Source organism: Bifidobacteriaceae bacterium, from assembly GCA_031281585.1.
Classification (GTDB): Bacteria; Actinomycetota; Actinomycetes; order Actinomycetales; family WQXJ01; genus JAIRTF01.
Window position 1 is genome coordinate 60,858 of the sequence record JAITFE010000143.1, and the last position, 19,940, is coordinate 80,797.

3 protein-coding genes and 2 pseudogenes are annotated in these 19,940 nt (G+C 64.9%); 2 read left to right on the forward strand and 3 right to left on the reverse strand.

All coding sequences use genetic code 11. The features are described from left to right. Positions 1 to 51: 51 nt before the first annotated feature. Positions 52 to 1,449 carry a hypothetical protein gene (locus tag LBC97_15330; GenBank protein ID MDR2567401.1) on the reverse strand — a complete coding sequence of 466 codons (1,398 nt, stop codon included), beginning with the start codon at positions 1,447 to 1,449 and terminating at the stop codon, positions 52 to 54. Positions 1,450 to 2,261: 812 nt separating this feature from the next. Here LBC97_15330 and LBC97_15335 point away from each other — a divergent pair. Next, positions 2,262 to 2,960 (forward strand): annotated as a pseudogene (locus LBC97_15335) (HAMP domain-containing histidine kinase). Between the two features lie 291 nt (positions 2,961 to 3,251). Then, positions 3,252 to 3,377 (forward strand): annotated as a pseudogene (locus tag LBC97_15340) (cell wall metabolism sensor histidine kinase WalK). Positions 3,378 to 3,424: 47 nt separating this feature from the next. Here the strand turns inward: LBC97_15340 and LBC97_15345 are convergent. After that, complete coding sequence (locus tag LBC97_15345) at positions 3,425 to 4,150, reverse strand: response regulator transcription factor (protein MDR2567402.1); 726 nt, start codon at positions 4,148 to 4,150, stop codon at positions 3,425 to 3,427. A gap of 124 nt (positions 4,151 to 4,274) precedes the next feature. Further along, positions 4,275 to 19,778 (reverse strand): Ig-like domain-containing protein, encoded by a 15,504-nt coding sequence (locus LBC97_15350; GenBank protein ID MDR2567403.1) that lies wholly within the window; start codon positions 19,776 to 19,778, stop codon positions 4,275 to 4,277. Between the last annotated feature and the right edge of the window lie 162 nt (positions 19,779 to 19,940).

Consider the following 19,940-nt stretch of genomic DNA (forward strand, 5'->3'; position numbering starts at 1 on the left):
CGCCACACGCCCGGCCCGACGAACCCCGGACCAAAACAAACCCACGCGCGCTCACGCGCACGCAGACCCCGAATAAGAGGCTGAAACCTCGCCCGTCAACGCGCTAGAACCCAAGCCGACACCCGAAACCGTCACCGAACCCGGCCCGTACTCCTTCACACGAGTCGTGAACGACTGAGAACCCGACTTCCCCGGCGCGATCGAGTCAAACACGCTCACCCCGTAAACCGACGAAATCGTCAACCTCGCCGGAACGCCCACCGTGTCGTTGAAAGCCGTCACCGTCAAAAACGCCTTACCCCCCATACACCGATGAGCCACCGACACACGCAAATCCAACGACGGCTCCGACGACCCGCCTGTGATCCGCGCTATGGCGTTAGCGTCTTCCTCCAAGGCGATCGGCTGATTGTCGTAGAGCACCTGGACCGGCCAATTCCCGGCCTTGGTGCCGGTGAAAGACGCCTGGTAAATGCCGGTTGGCCGCCCCTCGTCGTATTCCTCTTCTTCCGGCACTTCGGCGAATTCGCCGAAGACAAGCCCCGAACCGGCCGGGCCGGACACCGTCAGCTTGGACAAGTCGGGTAGGGCCGGAGCTCCGGTCGAAGACGAGAACCGCACTTCCACCAGGCCGGAGTTCGTTCCGCCAGCGGCGACTTCCTCAGCGGAAACGCTGTAGAAGGTCCGCTCCGCCTCGACATCCGGCGCGGACAGGAACGCCAAGATGCTCTCCGACAGATAGGATTCCTCCTCCTCGCCGTACCGTTCGACTGGTTCGCCGTCCACGTCGACCCAGAAAACGCAAACCTTGGTCGGGGTCATGGACGGCGGATAGTTCGGATCGCCCTCAACGCTGAACCGCAGTTTCCCGTCGGCGCCCGTTCGGCCCCAAAAGACCTCATAGTCCGGGGTCGCAGTCGCACTGCCCTCGGGCCTGACCGCGACCAGGCACGGGGTGGCCCAGGTGTCGTGAAGGAAATTGAACAACACGTGCGCGCCGGGCACGGGGGTGACTCCGTCGTCTGCGAAAGCGCTCACCTCGATCTGGTAGCTGCCGTTGATGGGAACCCACGACGGCTTACCGGCCGGGTCGCCTGGGGGATTCGACGGCGTGATGACCACAGTCGTCTTTGACGGATCAGCCACCAGTTCCCCTTCTTCCACCCAGGCGATTTCCAGGGGCGAATTTGACAGGTACTGGTGATTGCCGATGTACGCTGACACCTCGCATACGCCAACCTGCTCCGCTTCGACCCACACCCACCCTTGACCCAGTTCGTCGGTCTCAGCGGTGAACGTCGTGTCTTCTCCATCAAGCAGGCCTTCGCAGTCTTCGCCGCCGATTTCGAGGACGGCCTCCGCCTCTTCCACAGGCTGGCCGGACTGATCCCTGATGGTGACGACCAGAGCGTAGCTCTCGCCTTCGAGGATAGGGCCACGCGGGAACACGTCGATTGTTGAGGTGGCCGCAGACGGAGCGCCCGCAGCGGTCAGAATCCCCCCGTCAGCTCGCGCAGTCCCTGCGCTTTGGATGGCTGCTGCGCCAACGAGTCCGGCGACAGCGATTACGGTAATTCCACTTAGAAAAAGTCTTGTGGCTCGCATGGTATTCGTCCATTTCAGGCTCGATCAATGGGGCTTTAGTCACTATACACGCTCAGGGCGGGTCTCACGGGGGCGCATGCGTGCAAATCATGGCACAGGGTCGTTTCGGCAGATGTCACGGGCCGACGTGATGAGCGGGTGTTCTGGACGGACCGGCCGCCGGACGCCAAGCTAGAGGCATGGCCTTACCCGTCCAAACACAAGCCGAACCGATTCCGCTGCGGCGACGAGCCGCCCAAGGGCTCCGGAACCTGCTGACCGTCTACCCGGCCTGGGAGCCCACTCTGGCAACAATGGTGCGCAATCTGGCGGCGGTGGTCAGCGTTGGCGCGGTGACCATGGCGACGGCCAACGGGCTGCTGTCGCTGGGGCCAGCCGCCGTGGTGATCAACCTGGTTATACCGGTCGTGATCCTGGTGGCGGTGGTGCACATACGCAACACAGGGCGGTTCACGGGCGCGTTTATCGCCATGATTGTGTTGATTTTCTTGATCATCTTCCCGATCGCGTTCTTCGTTAGTGGCGGGGTGGACGGCCCGGTCCCCTACTACTTCTTCATTGGGGTGGCGGTGACCGCGCTCATGCTGCAGGGGCTGCGTGTTTACCTGGCGCTGGGCCTTGAGATTTCAGTGTTCGTGGGTTGCATGCAGTTTTCGATGACGCACCCGTGGTCCGTCATCCGGTTGCCGGAGAGCCGCCTCGCGGACACCCTCCCGATCTGCCTGGCGACGGTCGCCGTGGCGATCGCGTTGGCGGTGCATTCGGTCTACCGCTTCTACTTGCGCACGGCTCTGCAATTGGAGGGCTCCAACGAGCGGCTGGTCGACGCGGGGAAGAACAAGGACGCCTTCTTGGCTATGGCTGCGCACGAGCTCAAGACCCCCATGGCGATCATGTCCACCCACGCCCAGGAGGTTGTGCACATCCTGGCCGCGATACCGGAGCCCCCGCCCGCATTGCAACTGGCGCGGCGAGACGTGGAGATCATAGTCAGCCAAGCCGAGTCCCTGTCCGCGATGGTCTCCCAGCTGCTCGACATCAGCCGCATCAATGACGGCCGCCTGGTGCTGTCGCTCCGGCCGCTCTCACTGGCCCAAGTCATCCAGGCCACTATGGCCGAATGCGCCCCGATCTGCGCTCAGAACGGAAACCAGCTGCTGTTGGCGAGGGGGGGCGCCCAACCCCGCGTGATCGGCGACGCCGCCCGGCTGGGCCGAGTGCTGGTCAACCTGATCGCCAACGCCACCCGCCACACTCAGGGCGGCACCATCACGCTGTCCGTCACCAAAGACGAGCGCTTTGCCTGCGTCAGCGTCGAGGACACCGGCGAGGGCATGTCCCCTGAGGCCGTGGAGGCCGCCATCAAAGGCGAGGGACCGGCCGCCGCCTCATACAAGCGGCTCCCCTCGCCCCCGGCCCCCAACGCCGCCCTAGAACGCCTCCAAGCCGACGATGCCGACCAGCCCAGCCCCGCTTTCCCGTCGCCTCCCAGCCCCGCTCACGTCGCCAACGCCGCCGTTCTCCCGTCGACCGCACCCCCGGCCAGTTTGGAGGCGGCGGACCTCGCGATTGGCAACGACGCAGCCGGCGGCGACCAGGGCGCCGCCGTTTCCCTCCCGATTCCGGTGGCGGCCGGCTCCATGCACGGCGGGCTGGGCCTGGGCCTGCGCATTGTGCGCCACATTGTGGAGGCCCACGGCGGGGCGTTCATGCTTGAGAGCGAACTTGGGCGCGGGACGCGCGCCAGCTTCACGTTGCCGCTGGCCCCCTGAGGGTTGAGACTCGCCGTGAGCGCCGCCTCGGCCCATCTGGATGCCGGTCAGACCATGAAGGTCAGGCGCTGAAAGGCATAGCGGTGGTCGTCCGTCAACACCAATTCGAACGGCGGGTTGGGGCCTTGGTTCATCTTGCGCCGCAGCTTTGAGATGTGGACCCGCACGGTGTTGGTCGGCAGGCCCGAGGTGTCGTTCCACACCAGCTCCAACAATTCGGATTGGGAGAACCCTCGCCCCGGATTCGTCGCGAATAAGGCCAGCAGCTTGAGTTCTGTGGCGGTGAGCCTCAGATCGCGTCCGCCAATGGTGGCTTGTCCCGCCAAAAGGTCGATCCGCAACGGCGGCAACTCGATGGGCGCCGGGGCGCCCACCCCGGAACGCCTGAGCAGGGACTTGATCCTCGCGCTCAGCACGCCCAGGTTGAAAGGCTTGGTGATGTAGTCATCCCCGCCCGCCTCCAGCCCGCGCACAACCGAGGCGTCTTCCCCCAGCGCGGTCGCGAAGATGATCGGCACAGATGTCATCCGGCGGATCTCCGGCGCCAGGTCGAAACCCGAGCCGTCCGGCAAGAGCACGTCCAGAATCACAAGGTTCTGCGAATGCACGCGGAGAATCGCCCGCGCTTGCGCGATCGACCCGGCCACCGAAACCTGGTAGCCCTCCTCCTCCAGGTGGCGAGCCACCACGTTCGCCAACTCGGCCTCATCTTCGACAATTAGGATTCGCCCGCGGTGTTCGGAGCCCGGAGCCCGCCGTTCGACCTGGTCCACGCTCCAATCGTATCCGCAATGGCGCGGTTTTCCGGGCGGAACGTGAAATGGGGACGGTCCCATTTTCCATTCTTGGAAGATGGGACCGTCCCCATTTCGGGAAGGACGGCCTCCGTCCTAGCGGCTAGCTCTCTTCGCCCCGCCGGCGCCGCTTGGCGGCCAGCATCAGGAACAGACCGGCCAGCAGCAAGCCGAAGCTAGCTCCGAGCAAGCCGACAATCCCATCCGCACCGGTGAACGGCAGCACCACCGGCTTCACGGGCGGCGGTTGGATATCCGCCGGCGGCCCGCCGCAGGTCACTGTGAAGTTAGCCGTGTGCACGCCGGAGAGCGGACCGCGCAGCGTCAACGTGTGCACATTGCGCGGCGTGCCCTCTGGAATGACCCACTGGAAGATCGCCATGCCGTCAGAGTTGGCCCTGATCGACCCGACCGGAACCTCGCCGGAGGTGACGGCGGTGACCGTCTCGCCCGGTTGGAAGTTCAGGCCGGTGGCGGCCTGCCTGTCACCACGGCACAATGTCGGCTTCGCAACGGCGATTTCGGGAATACCCACACGCCATGGACGGTTGACAGTATTGTGCGCGGCGTCCTCTTCGATGATGGTCAAGATGTCGCCGACCTCGGCCGCCGGCTCCAGTTGGCAGGTCCAAACGCGGTTGGCGCCAACAGTCGCCTGGCAGAGCACGTTCCCCTGGTCGTCCGTGACGGTGATCCGGTTGCCCTGTTCCTCGCCCAGGCCGCTGAGGGTCTCCCCAGCCGTCGGATCCGGAACCGGCGTGATCGGAGCGGTCGAGTCGATGGTCACACGGCGCTCCTCGGAGACGTTGTTCGCCGCGTCCACCACCGTGACCTCAACCACGGTGCCGTCAGGCAGCGCGGGGTCGAAGCTGCAGGACCATGTGCCGTCAGGCCTGACCTGCGACCGGCAGAGCTCCTGGCCGGTCGAGGGGTCGGTGACCACGACGACCAAGTCGCCCTGAGCGGCATCGCGCAAGTCGTCTGCGGGAACGAAACCGGTGACCTCGTCGCCACGTGACGGCTCAAGGACCGGCGTGCCCGGCGCTACGCCATCGACAACGATGTTCGAATCGTTGGCGTTGCCGGCCTTGTCGACAACCGCGACCGTAACCTCTTCGCCGTCTGGCAGCCTCGGGTTGATTGGGCAGTTGAACGTGCCGTCCGGCCTGACCGGGCATGTGGTGACGACGTTGCCGTCCTCATCCGTGATGACCACAACCAAGTCGCCGTGCGCCGCGTCCCCCAGATCCTCGTCAGCCACATGACCGGTGACGTTCGTGCCGTTGGACTCGTTGATGACCGGGTCGCCCGGCGGGACGGCATCGACCACCTTGTCAACTGGATGCGAGCCGTTGCCGGCCGGATCGGTGATGACAACGTGGATTGTCTCGCCGTCTGGCACCGCCGGGACAATTGGGCAATCGAACGTGCCGTTCGGAAGAACCGGGCAGGTGGCCACGACGTTGCCGCTGTCATCGGTGATGACAACCGCCAAGTCGCCATCCGCCGCGTCGCCCTTGTCGGCTTCCGTGACCTCGCCGGTGACGTGCTTGCCGTCCGACTCGTCGACGCTCGGCTTGCCGGGCGCCACGCCGTCGGTGATGATCTCCACCGGCGGATGGGTCTGGTTGCCCGCCGGATCCTCGATGACCACGATCAGATCGGTGCCATCTGGGACTCTCGGAACGATTGGGCAGTCGAACGTGCCGTCGCCGTTGACCGGGCAGGTGGCGACGACGTTGCCGTCCTCGTCAGTGACCACCACGACCAACAGGCCGTCTTCGGCGTCTTCCAGATCCTCGTCCGCGACCGAGCCGCCAATGTGGCCGCCGTCAGACGGATCCACAATCGGCTGGCCGGGCGCGATCCCGTCGGTGATGATCTCCACCGGCGGATCGGTCTGGTTGTGCGCCTTGTCCTCAATGACCACCTGCAGTTCGGTGCCGTCCGGAACCTTCGGAACGATCGGGCAGTCGAACGTGCCATCGGGCTTGACCGGGCAAGTGGCGATGACGTTGCCGTCCTCGTCCTTGACCACCACGGTCAGCTCGTTCTTGGCGGCGTCATCCAGGTCATCATCCGCGACCGTGCCGTCAACGTGGCCGCCGTTAGACGGGTTGACGATCGGCTCTCCGGGCGGCGTCCCGTCGGTGAACGTGACGTGGGCCTTGGCGGCCCCGCTCGGTGCGAGGACGCCATCGGCGATCATAATCGGCTGGCCGTCGATCGTCGCCGTGATGTCATGCGTGCCCACGGCGCCGAAGTAGGTGACGTGAGCGGCAATGCTGCCGATCAGCGGGTTCGGAACGGAGAAGTCGATCAGGCTGGTGTGGGCGATCACCCGTGCGGGGCCAACCACACGCGTGATGTTGTCGCCCGTCCACGTCTGAACCGGCACCTCGAACTCGACATCGCAGGTCACTTGAACGTTGCCGTTCCAGCAAGCCGCCAGGTTGCCGTAGTCGTCCCGCACGACCGCCAACACGGTCTGCCCTGCCGGGTCGTCTTCCCTGGCGGACGCGTCCGGGCTGATCAGCTCGCTGTGCAGGGCTGACGGACGCCAACCGGTGAAGACCACCTCGCGCTGGTACACGTTGCCGTTCGGCTCGGTCGGGAGCGCCACGCCGTTGAGCTTGGCGCCGATCAGCGCCGCGCCCGCTTGGGTTGTGACGATCTGGAACTTCGCCTGGCCGTTCAGATCAGTGGTGAACGAACCGGCGCCGCAACCGGCGCTGTTCGGCAGCGGAGCTTTGACCGTGACATGGGCGGGCAGGTTCGGAGCCACGCAAGCGCCGCTTGCCGGCTTCAGGCCGCTCGCCGTTTGCCCCAGCACCGTGGCCGTGACCGTGTAGGAGGAGACGCCGTTGGCGAACACCGCCGGCGCGGCCGGATCGGTCTGCGCCACGGTGAAAGATCCCTCGGTGCCCGTGGGCGACCCGAACTTGACGGTGCCTGAGCCCGCGTCATAGGTCGAGCCAGCCTGGACCACGCTCCCCGTGACCGTGAAGTCGCCCTCGTAGTCGGAGACCACCCGGACGTAGGCCAGACCCGGCGTGTAAACGCCTTGACCGTAGTCCGCGCCCAGCTTGCATTCATCCGGGACTGTTGTCAGGTTCCGCGCGCAGGTTGTGACCGTGATGGTCTTCGAGGTGGGCGGCGTGTTGCCGTCCACGAAGACCGGGGTCCCCAGCGCGCCCGCCTGGGTGGCCGGCAGCGTGAACGTCACAGGCAGGCCGCCGATGCCGTTCCCGTACTGATCCTGCACCACCACACGCGCCCAAGACTGGGCCACCAGGTCGTTCAACACCGTTGGGCCGTAGGTCTCGAAGGAGGCCTGCGTGCTCGGATCGAACGGACCGGGCAGGAACTCCGCGCCCACGATGGTCGGGGCCTGCGCAGGTCCGACCGCCACGGCGGGCGAGCCCACGAACGCCTTCACCCAAACCCAGACGGCCTGGTTGTTCGGCGCCGCGAAATCGAAGGTCGCAATGCCGTTGGCGTCCGACACGCCGGCGTTGACCGGGGTGTAGGAACCGGTGCCCGGCCCTTGGGCCGTGCCGATGATCCATTCGAACCGCACCGCTTCGCCCGCCTTCGCGTTGTCGTCCGCGTCCTTCACAACGACCTGGGCCGTGTGCTTCTCCGTCCCGCCGACGTGCTTCTCAGTTCCGGCGGTCGGGATGGTCAGCACCGAGTTCGGGCCGGAGACCGGACCGGATTGGAACACGACCCGCGCTTGCCCGTTGCGGTTGGCCAGAACAGTTCCGGACGAGTCCTTCACCGTCTGAATGGCGCCGACCGACGCGGCGGGCGCGGTGATGTTCGCGCTCACCCCGTAGAACGGCTGCGCCGCGGTGTTGGCCTTGTTGGACACAACCGAGATGCCAGCCTCGCCGTTCGCGACCGGAACCGCCACATCGCGCGGACCCGCGCCTGGGTTCGGACCGCCGATAACCGACACGTCAGCCGGCACGTGGAAGGTGACCACGCCCGAGTTGGCGGGGTTGTCTTCCGCGTCGAACACCTTGGCGACCACAGGCAATTGGCTGGAGCCGTTGGCCGTCGCCGTGCCGGCCGGTTCGACCAGCCACGACTTGTCCGCCTTTGGCGGGCCAGCCTTATACCCAATGGTGAATTGAACCGGAGCGATGGCGGTCCACTGGTTCGTCCCAGTCGCCACCTGCACCACGCCGGTGTAGGTGCCGGCCACGGCCGTGTACAGGTCCCAGGTGTAGGTGCCGTACGAACCGGAACCGGGGACGCCCGTGAAGCCTTCCGCACCGCCGGACTGAACGATCTTCAGATCGGGATCCAAACCGTACAACCGAACTGGTGCGTTCGGGACCAGGATCTGCGAAGCGGAGTTCACAGTCACCGTCACCGTGTACCTATCAGCCGGGTTGTTCACGGCCTCCGGCCAGTTGGCCGGGTTGGACGCGTCCGGGCTCACCGTGTAGGAGGAATTAGACGCGTCCGGCGGCCCGGAGTCGAACGACACCTGCTTGGGCGCACCGTTCACCAGCGTTCCGCCAATGGTGGCGGACGCGTCGAATGTGCCCGGCTCCTTCGACGTGATGTACACCAGCGCCTTGCCGTGCTGGTCGCACCAGGCTGGCTTGTTCGAGTCGTAGAAGTCGCAGGACGTGACCGACCCGGTAGTGGGCGCCAGAGTGGGGCCCTCCACGTCCGTGGCTACGTCGGAGATAGTGAACTGAACGTCCACGCCCGCCTTCGCGTTGCCGTTGACGTCCCGCACCAGCACCCAAGCCGAGTGCGGCGATGTCCCGTTCGCCAGGACCGTGTTGTTCGAGACCTCGAACAAGGACGTCGAGGCGTTCGCGCCTGTCGGCTCGAACACCAACGACACCGGCGAGCCGATGACCACGTCACCCGAAGCCGGGCCGCCCGTCGCCTTCCAAACGCCAGCCGTGGTGGTGGCGAACACCGTGGAGGCCACGCCGTCCGCGTCCGTCGAAACGCTGCGGACAGGCGGGACAATGCCCGGCACCACGCTCAGTCCGTCCGGGGTGTAGGGCGTCAACGTGATTGCCACCGGCGTGTTGGCAATCCTCACCGGGTTGTCGAAGGAGTCCTTCAACTCCACCGTGACGGTGTAGGAATCCGTCGCCAACCCGGTCGCGTCCCTGGGCCCAGCCGGCGTCTTGGAGATCACCGAATGGCTCAGATCGACCGGACCGGCCACGAAGTTCACCGCCGCAGGCGAACCGCCCACGATCCCCTGATACGTGCCGGCGGATCCCTTCTTCGCCTCGGCGGTCACCTGATAGGGGCCGGCCACCTGCGAGACCAAGCGCAGCCGCGCCTCGCCGTTTGAGTCGACCGCCACTTCGGCGTTCGTCCCGCTGACCAGGCTGGTGCCAGCCGGCACCGCGAACCGCACAAACGCGTCAGTCACGGGATTGTTGTTCGCGTCACGGACGGTCGCGGTCACAACCTGCTCCTCGACTCCGTCGGCCCGCGATGTGCCAGCTGGCGGTGTCAAGAAGGTCTTGGACGGATCAAAGCTGATGGGACCCGCCACAAACTCGATCAACTGGTCGGCCACAGGGATTGCCTCTGTGCCGATCAACGCGTTGGCCTTGTACTTGCCGGCGTTGGTCGAAGTGAAGTGAACCGTGACCTTGCCGTCTGCGCCAGTCAGATACGGGGCGGCCTCAACGATCGTGACCACTCCCGGAGCGGTGACCGCGCCCACGGGGCTGAATGAGAACGACACCTCGGCGTCCTTCACCAGCAGATGGGTCGGCGACGAGTCGCGCACCGTCACCACCGCGGTGAACTCAGCCAAGCCATTCGCCGTCACCGGCGTGGTCGGAGTGATGTTCCAATCCGAGTCGGGAGCCGAAGGACCATTCGTGTCGAACACCACCACACGGGGGCTGCCGATGCTGACCGACGCGACCGCAGCGGTCACGGTGGCCTCTACCGGCGACGGCGAGGCGATCAGCGCCTGAGCCGAACCCACCAAGCTGGTGGTCTGCGGGCACTCGTACGCCGAGCAGCCAACGGTCACGAAGTGCGCCGGGCCGCCCGTCGGCAAGGTGAAGGTCACGACTGCGCCCTCCACCAAGTTGTCGTTGGCGTCCCGCACCGTCGCAGTCGCCGAGTGCGTCTTGGCGTTATCCGACAACACCACACCCGTTGACGTGGTGAACGCGGAATGGGATGCATCTGCCGGACCATGCACGAACACCGCAGGCCTGGTGGTCTGAGCGTCGGGCACCTGCCCCTGGACAGCGCCCGAGACGACCTCGGCACGAACTTGGTATGTGCCTGCCACTGGCTGCGTGAACGACAGTTCGGCCTTGCCGTCGGCGTCGGTCGAAACCGTCCCGCCGGCGGTCCAAGTCGCCGTGTTCTCCAAACGGTAGGAGAACGACACGTTGCGGCTCGCGACGAAAACGTTTCCGGAAGTGTCCCTCAGGGTGACTCTCGCCGTGTGCGAATCGACGCCAGCCACAGTGGTTGTGGAAGGCATCGTGGTGATAACGAACTCAGAACCGGCCAGCGACAGCGGAGTGTTCCTGAACTCCACCTTTGCGGGCGAGCCATTCGTGATGCTGTTGGCGCCGATCCTCGCGGTCACGTCGAACACACCGGTCTTGGTTGACACCAAAACCAACCGGGCGGTGCCCTTCACGCCGCCGTCGGTCCCATCCGATGTGGCCACCGTGACCGGGCCAGACACCAACGAGCCGTTGACCTTCGCTTTGACATCGGTCGGGAAGGTGAACACAACGGAGGCCCCAGGCACCGGGTTGTCCTTCGAGTCCTTGACCTCGGCCAGAACGACTTGTTCGTCCGCGCCGTTGGCGGTTGCCGCCGCAGTCGGGGAAACCAAACGGCTGCTGTCAGCGGACGGGTCGCCTGCGACGAACACGATGGTCCACTCCGGCGGCGTCAGGTTCGGGTTATCTTCCCGTGGAACCTCGCCGGCGCCAATCAGGACCGTCACCTTCCAAGTGCCCGCATATTCGGTCTTGAAATCGAGCGTGGCTACGCCGTTGAGCTCGGTTGTGACCGCCTGGCTGGTCGCCGAAGCGCCCGCGCGGGTGTCAACCGGGGTCACCACCACGGTGGCCGATGAGCCGTTCAGCAATTCGTTGGCATCGTTTCGCAACGTCACCTTGACCTGGTAGCCGTCGTGACCGTCCGCCACCACCTTGGTGGTGCTCGTGTTGGTGCCCAACGGATCGACCCGGAACCTTGAAGTCAGGGTCGAGGCCGGGTCGCTCTTGAAGTTGACCTTCTTTACGGCGCTCAGATGGTTGTCATACTCGGCGCGCACGTCGACACCCATCTTCTCCCACACCGAGAAGATGTTAGCCGAGGCCATGCCGTTCGCCAGCGACTGCGCAGACGTGAACATTGGACCAGACGTGGCGCTGTTGAACTTCGGTCCACTCTCCGAATCTGGGTACAACAGGCGCAACACCACAGATTCGCCCGGAACCGGGTTGCCCTGGGCGTCTTGCACCTTGACCCTGGCGTATGCGGGCGCCAAACCGTTGGCCGGCTTGGTGTCCGAGTCGACCTCGAAGGAGTCCAAGGTCTTTTGCCAACTGACGGGCCCGTGCACAAAGGTGGCCGACTTGGGCGACTGGGCGACCTCAACGCTGGCGATGGTCGCGCTGATTTCCCAATCAGTCGCCACCAGCGAGGTGAAGTCGCGCGCCGCGATGCCCGAAGCGTTGGTCGGAACCGCTGGCCACGCGCCTGAAACCTCATGGCCGTCCAGATCCCTGTACTTGTAGGAGAACACCACGCTCGCCGCGTTCGCGCCCACCAGGTTGTTCTGAGAGTCCCTCACCTCAACCTGGGCCGTGTGCGTCTGCGTCCCGTCCGCAATCCGCGTGCCAACCGGACTTCCGCCCGTCGCGGTCGTTGGGATTGACAGCGTTGAGTTCGACGGATCGGCGGCGTCCGGCGTGAACACCACCCGTGCGTTGCCCGAGCGACCGGCCAGCACCGCGCCAGCCGGGTTCTTCACGGTCGAAAGGGCTCCGACCGAGGCGGTGGGCGCGCTGATGTCGGCGCTCACCCCGTAGAACGGATTCGCAGTGTCATTCGCCTTCTTGGACACGACCGAGATGGCGGCCTCGCCGTTGACGACAGAAACCACCACATTGCGCGGCCCCGGGGTCGGGTCGCCAGCGACCAACACGTCCGCTGGCACATGGAACGTGACTTGGCCCGAAGCCGCTGGGTTGTTCGACGCGTCGAACAGCTTCGCGACCACCGGCAGCGCATCGGTCCCGTTCGCGGTCGCGGTGCCAGCCGGCTCCACCAACCACGAGTTGTTCGGGACTGGCGGCCCGCCGATGAAGCGCAGAGCGACAGACTTGCCAATCTTCTGCCAGCCGTAGTTCCCGTCCGCGCCCTTGGCCCAGACTTCGACATCAGCCGAGTAGTTCCCGGACACGTCCGAGGTCACGTCCCAGTAGTAGGTGCCGTAGTAACCCGACCGGGAGTCGCCGGTGAGCTGCGGGTCCTCGTTGGTCTGAGGAGTCACGACAAGCGGACCGCCTACGGGGGTGCTCAGGCGCACATTGGCCTTGTCGACCAGGATGTCCAGGACCGAGACGACCTCGACCTTGATCCGGTAAGAGCCACCAACGACCACCGATGTGCTTGGCGAGTCGTCTGTGTTCGGGCTCACCGTCCGCGACGACCTGCTGGGGTCAGGTTCGCCCGCTGAGAACTGAACGTATTGTGGCGAATTGGAGACTAGTTGAGCCGGATCAACCGAGCCGCCAAGGTAGGCGTTCACGGCAAAAGAGCCGGGCTCTTTGGAATTGATGTTCACTTTGGCTTCGCCGTTAGCGTCTGACTTCACCGGGTTGGCTCCCACCAGAGTTGGGCCAATGATGTCAGTGGCACCCGGATCAACAGCAAAGAACACATTCTGGTCGGCCACCAGATTGTCGAACGCGTCCCTGACCGTCACCGTGGCAGTGTGAATGTCAGAGCCGTCGGCATATGCGCTGCTGCCCGTAGTGACCAGCGAGGACTTGAGGGCGGTTGCCGGACCGGCCACGAACCTGATCTGTTGATCCTCCGCTCTGGCGTTGCCACCCCCTACACCCGCGTTGACGGTGTAGGTCTTGGCCTGCGTTGAAGTGAACTTGACTTTGACCTGCCCATTGGCATCGGTGGTGTAGGGCCCGGCTGGCGAGACCGTCACACCAGCCTGGTCGAAGTCGAAGGTGACCGGCTTGCCGGAGAGGTGAATGTCGTTGACGTCCCGCACCGTCACCACGGCATCGTAGGCAGCTTGACCGTTGGCCACCAGCGAGTTCACGGTCGGATCTGGGGTGATCTGCAGCGTTGAGCGATCAGGCGACGGGCCTCCTGGCACGAAGCTGAACACGTGGCTAGCCACCGGGGTGCCAGTTGTGCCGTTAAGCCAGATCTTCAGCGTGACGTCTTCGGCATTGGGGCCAGACTTCTTGATCAACGCCTTGGCCTTGCCGAGCAGCGAACTCGTCTGTTCGAGCGGACCCTGGCCAAGATTGGTGCCGTTGTCTTCGACAAAGTGTCCGAGCGAGGTTTCAAGAGTGAAGAAGACGCTGGTCGACGGAACCAGGTTGTTATGCGAATCCCGCAACGTAACGTCGGCGAAGTGCAAGCCAATGTCATCTGGCAGCGCGTCTCCCGAGGAATAGTCCACCGAACTCTTTGTCCAGTCGACGCCATCAGCGACGAATTCCACATCGACTGAGGTCACAGTGCCGTGGGGCTCTGTGGCTATCAGGTTGCCAGCAGCCTTCACGGTGATCCGGTAGACACCTGCCACCGTGGTCCGGAAGTCGTAGGTAGCAACGCCTGGTTCAACGGTTGTACCCGAGCGGATCCCCGCGCCCACAAGGACTTCTGGGCCGCCTGGCAAGAGCTGGGCGTAAATGTCAACCGGTTCGTTGGTGAGCACATGCCCAGCCGCGTCACGGGTGTTCACTTGCACCCGGTAGTAGTCCACGTTGTCGGCAATGGCCTTGTCTGGCGACCGGTTCGTGGTTGCGCGGGTCACCGTGAACCAAGACTCGGAAGCGCTCACCGGTTGGTTCGAGAAGTTTGCCTTCGGGCGCGCGCTGTCCGGGCCTGGCGATGACACCCCCCCGAAGGTGCCCTTGACCGGGAAGCCGCCCTCGTAGTAGCTGAAGATCTGAACGCTGCACTTGCCGTCCGCACCAGTCGGGTCGCCTTGGCCGTTGACCGTGGTGATCTTGGCGCCAGTCGAGCCATTGCCGAACCGCGGGCCCTGATCACCTGAATAGACCAACTCGAAGGTGCAACCGCTTGTGTCGCCCGCGATCGGGTTATGGTCGGCATCTTGCACAATCATGTAGGCATCCACCGCCGAGGCGCCGTCTGCCCGGTGATTCTGCGGGTCGACCCACAAGGATGCGACCGTGTTGCCCGGGTGAACCGGGCCGGGGACGAACGTCAGCTTTACGTGGTCGCGGTCGGTCAGAACAACCGCCGGGTTGGCGTCGGTCTTGACCGTGGTGATCGCGCCGGCGTTCTTAACGGCCGCGGACACCTTGTACGGGCTGCCCGCAGCAAGGCTTGAAGTCACGGAGATCTGGGCCGAACCAGCCGAGACCGGGACCTCGATGGTGTTCGGCCCAGACGTGGCCCCCACCGACACATCGGCGGGGATGGTGAACACAATGGTGCCCGTCCCGGCCGCGTTGCCGTTGGCGTCTCTCGCCTCGACTTTGACTATCTGCGGCGAAGTGCCGTTGGCGGTGGCGGTGCCGTTGGGCTGAACCAGCCACGAGGTGTCCGCCACAACCGGGCCGGAGCCGAAGACCACATGCGCTTTCCCGTCATTTCTGACAGGCGAGTCTTGCTCGTTGCGGACCGCGTTGATTGAGCCGCCGCCCACAGTGGCCGTGACCTCGTAGTAGGGGCCAACCGTGGTGGCCGGATCGGAATCGTTGGCCGTGGTGGAGGTGACGTTGATGCTGGCATAGCCATTCACCGTTGTCACGGGAACCGGCATTGGCCCGGTGTAGGTTTGGCCGCCCACGATGACCTTGGTCAGTTCCGGGATGGTGAAGATGACCTGTTGGCCATCCGCAACGTCGTTGCCCAGGCCGTCCTTGATCCTCGCTTTGACGGTCAGAATCTCCGTGCCGTTGGCCTCGACCGAGCCGGCCGGCTCAATCAGCCAGGACGAACCGGCAACCCCATCATCCGGGTCGAACACCAGGTGGGCTTCGCCGTCGTTGCGCACCGGTTGGGCCGCCGCCGTGTCAACGGTCTTGACTGCGGTGATCGAAACACTGCCGGCCTTGGCCGTGACCACATGGTACGGCGGGGTGTTGTTGTTGGTCGCGTCAGTCGCCGCGACCGCGATCGTGGCGACGCCGTTGGTGGTTGTCGCCGTGACCGTGGTGGAAGGCCCTGCCTGTGCGCCAGCCGAGGTGCCGGCCGGGATGGAGAAGGTCACAACGGTGCCGTTCTCCATGTTGTTGCCGTTGCAGTCCCGCACGTGGGCTTTCACGTCCTGCGTGATCGTCCCGACCTTCACCGAACCGCCCGGCTCGACCAGCCAGCTCTCCGCCGCGCAAGGGGTGGGGTCCGACCTGTACTCCAGGTGAACTTGCCCATCGGTCCGCAGCGGCGCGGCGGCCTCGGCCTGGTCGCGGACCGTCTGGATTGTGAAGCTGTTCACCACTCTCGCGGTGACCACATGGTACGGCGGGGTCTTGTCCCAGGTGGCGACCGTCGAGGTCACCTCGATGGTCGCGTACCCGCCGACTGTCGAGACCCTGACCCACGCCGGCCCGGATGTCGCGCCGACCTTGGTGCCGGTCGGGATGTAGAACTCGACCTCTGTTCCGTCAGCGACGTTGTTCTTCTGCCCGTCACGCAAATGCGCCTTCACGATCAACGTTTGCGTGCCGTTAGCCACGGCGTTGCCAGACGGCTCGACCAGCCAGGACTCATCCTGCGTCGCCGGTTCGGGCTGGAACTCCAGCCACACTTCGCCGTTCAAGCGGATTGGCGTTGACGCTTCGGCCGCGTTGCGGACGTTCGCCACCGCCTGCCCCTCGACCTTTGCGGTGATGACGTGATGCGCCGGGGTGTTGTCGTCCGTAGCGTCGCTCGCGGTCACAGTGATCGAGGCGAGGCCGCCGGTTGTGGTCGTGTTCACATCGCGTGGGCCCTCGACTCCGTCCACCCACGTGCCGGCCGGGATGTGGAAGACGACCGGCGTGCCGTTAGCCACGGCGTTGCCCTGGTCGTCCTCCGCCCGAACCCGAACCTCATACGAGTCGACCTTGTTGGCGTTCACGTTTGGATCGTTGTCCGGCTGAATCAACCACATGTTGGAGACCGGCATCGGATCAAAGACCAACTCCACACGGCCGTCCTGCTGGCCGTCGTTCGCCGTCTCGGCCGCGTTCTTGACCGCCAAGATGTCGACGCTGCTGGTGATCTTCGCTGTGATCACATAGTCCGCCGCTCTCGTGGTCTTGTAGAGCACGGTGGCGTATCCGTCCACAACCGGCACGCTCGTGGTGGTTCCAGCCGTGCCGCCGGGAACGTCAGAGCCGTTCACAACAGCGGTCAAGTTCGCCGGGACCGCGAAGATGACGCTTCCGGTCTTCACGTCATTGCCCAGGTCGTCCTTGGCGTGCACCTTGACCGTCAGCGTATCCGAGCCGTTCGCGAACTTGTTGTTCGGACTCGGTTGAACGAGCCAAGCGGAAGACACGGGCTTGTTGTCGAAGACCAGGTGGGCTTCGCCGTTGGTCCGCACCGGTTGGGCCGCCGCCGTGTCGACATTCTTGACCGCCGTGATCGAAACGTTTCCGGCCTTCGCCGTCACCACGTGGTACGGCGGTGTGTTGTCCCAGGTGGCGTCCGTCGCGGCGACCGCGATCGTGGCGACACCGTTGGTTGTGGTCGCCGTGACCGTGGTCGAAGGACCCTGCTGCGCCCCGACCGAAGTCCCGGTCGGGATGGTGAACGTCACAACCGTGCCGTTCGCCACGCTGTTCCCGTTGCAATCCCGCACATGGGCCTTGACATCTTGAATGGGCCCGCCAACCTCGACCGAGCCGGTCGGCTCGACCAGCCAGCTCTCAGCCGCGCAGGGAGTCGGAACGGACGTGTACTCCAGGCGGACCTGGCCGTCGCTACGCAGCGGCGGCGCGGATTCGGCCGCGTCGCGCACCGCGACGATGCCCGTGCTGCCGACCTGGGCGGTCACCACATGGTAGGGGGGTGTCTTGTCCCAAGTGATGACCGTGGAACTGACCTGAATGGTGGCGTACCCGCCCTGCGTGGTTGCTGTCACGTAAGCCGGCCCGGATGTGGCGCCAACCTTCGTACCCGCCGGGATGTAGAACTGCACGGCGGTGCCGTCAATGACGTTGTTTTGGAACTCGCCGCGCAAGTGTGCCTTAACGGTCAGAGTCTCAACCCCGTCAGCCATCACAGAACCGGACGGTTGGACCAACCACGACTCGCTCTGAGCCCAGCCAACCGGCTGGTACTCCAGCCAGACTTCGCCGTTGGTGCGGATCGGCGTGGCGGCCTCGGCCGCATTGCGCACGGCGTTGACTCCCGCTCCGCCGATCTTCGCCCTGATGACATGGTGTGCCGGATCGCCGTCGTCCGTGGCGTTGCTGGACGACGCGGCGATCGAGGCGTAACCGTTGACGGTTGTCCTTGTGACGTCGCGCGGACCTTCCACTCCGTCAACCCAAATACCTGCGGGAATGGAGAAGACGACCTCGGCGCCGTCAACGGCATCGTTCCCGAATTCGTCCTGGGCGTGCACCTGAACGGTGTAGAAGTCGGACTTGTTGGCCTGCTTGTTCGTGTCGTTGTCCGGCTGGATCAGCCACGAGTATTGGGCAACCGGCGGCTTCGCCTCGAAGGTCAACTCGACCCTGCCGTCTTGCTGGCCGTCAGTCGCTGTCTCAGCCTGGTTCTTGACGGCCAAGATCGAAGCATTGCCGGTCTTGGCTGTGATCACGTAGTCCGCCGCCGTTGTGGTCTTGTAGGCAACGGTCGCGTAGCCATTGACGATCGCGACGTCGATTGTGCTGGTGCCGCCAGCGCCGCCCACGACTTGGGCGGCCCCCGCAACCGCGGTCACGTTGGCAGGGACGGCGAAGGCGATGGCGCCCGTCTTGACGTCGTTGCCGTCCTTGTCCCGCGCGTGGACCCGCACGGTGAGCGTCGTTTGGCCGTCGGCCAGGACCTTCTTCGGGTCGGGCTGGATCAGCCACGAGGTGGCCTCGCTCACCGGGCCGTTCTCGTACTCCAAACGGACTTCGCCGTCGGTGCGCGTCGGGTTGGCCGCCGGAGTGTCAACGGTCTTAACCGCTTTGATCTGCGGCGCGTTTGGCACGCTCGTGTCAGTGATGTTGGCGGTCACAACGTAGTACGCCGGACTGTTGTCCCAAGTGGCGTTGGTCGAAGTGACCTGAATGGTCGCCAGGCCGCCGTTGGTGAGAGCGTCAACGTTCGCGGGGCCGTTCTGCCCGCCGGCGGAGGTCCCGGCCGGAATGTGGAAAGTGACCTTGGTGCCGTTGGCCACGTTGTTGCCCGAACCATCGCGAAGGTGGGCGGAAACGGGCCAGGTGTCCGTGCCGTTGGCCAGGGGCGTGGTGGCAGACGACGGCTGGATCAGCCATGAGTTGCCCTCGGCAGCCGGTCCGGGCTTCAGCTTCGCGTACTTGTTGCCGCCGGTCACAAGGGTTGCGGACAACGAGCTTCCCAGCGTGACCTTGATTTCCCAGCCGGGGTCGAGGTTGTCTTTCGTGCCGGTGAAGGGCGCCGTGTACTCGCCGGGCACGGCGCTGTTGTGGGTGAACGCGCCCACGCTGATGCCGCTGTTGGGGTCCACGCCGGCGCCGACAATGTCGTTCGCAGCGTTGATCACCGGGTAGTTGTTCTGGTCCCACACGTGGACCGTGATGGTGCCCGCGTCAACGCCGTTGGCGACCAACACAGCGGTCGACACGTTGAAGTCGGCGCCTGTGTACGGCACGTTCGCCCAGACCAGCGTCTTGGGCGAGCCTTCGGCCGCTTGCCAGGTGCCGTTTTCCAGCTGGATCTCCGCAGTGATCACGCAGGAGCCGGGAACCGTGGCGTTGACTTCAGTGCGGTACTTGCCTGTGGCAGAAGATTGGTTGGATATGGTCTTCTGGCCATTCGCGGTGAACGTGGCGGTGCAGGTCGCGGATGGTGCGTTTGTCAAGGTGAAACGCACCGGGGTGTTTTCGGTGGGGTTGTGACGCCCCGCGTCCCACACCCGGACTCCCGGATGGAAGGCGACACCGGGGTTGTGGTCCACCGGGGAGCCATCCGGTTGGTCGGCGGGGTTGTCCCAGTTGTCCTGCGGCGAGGTCTCGCCCGGGTACTCGACCGGGTCGCCCAGCACGAAGACCCCTCCGCTGACCGGCGGGGTCACGAAGTTTGCCGTGACGTAGCGCTTCTCCGGAACGGGCGGAACGGTGGCGTCCCGCAGGTCGTGGCTCAACGCCTGGTCTTCAGCGGTGTAGTGAACCACGATGTTCTTGGCGCCTTGGATGGAGGCGTACACGTCAAGGGTGTACACGCCGGTGGTGCACTGGCCCGCGTTGAGCGGGACGGAGCAACTGAAGGTGCCGTTGTTGGCGAAGTAGACCCCGGTGTCGGAGCTGGTCGCGCTCAGGCGCGCGATGCCGCCGGTGTACGGATTCAGCGCCGAGTCCTTCAGCGTCGCGGTGATTGTCTGCTT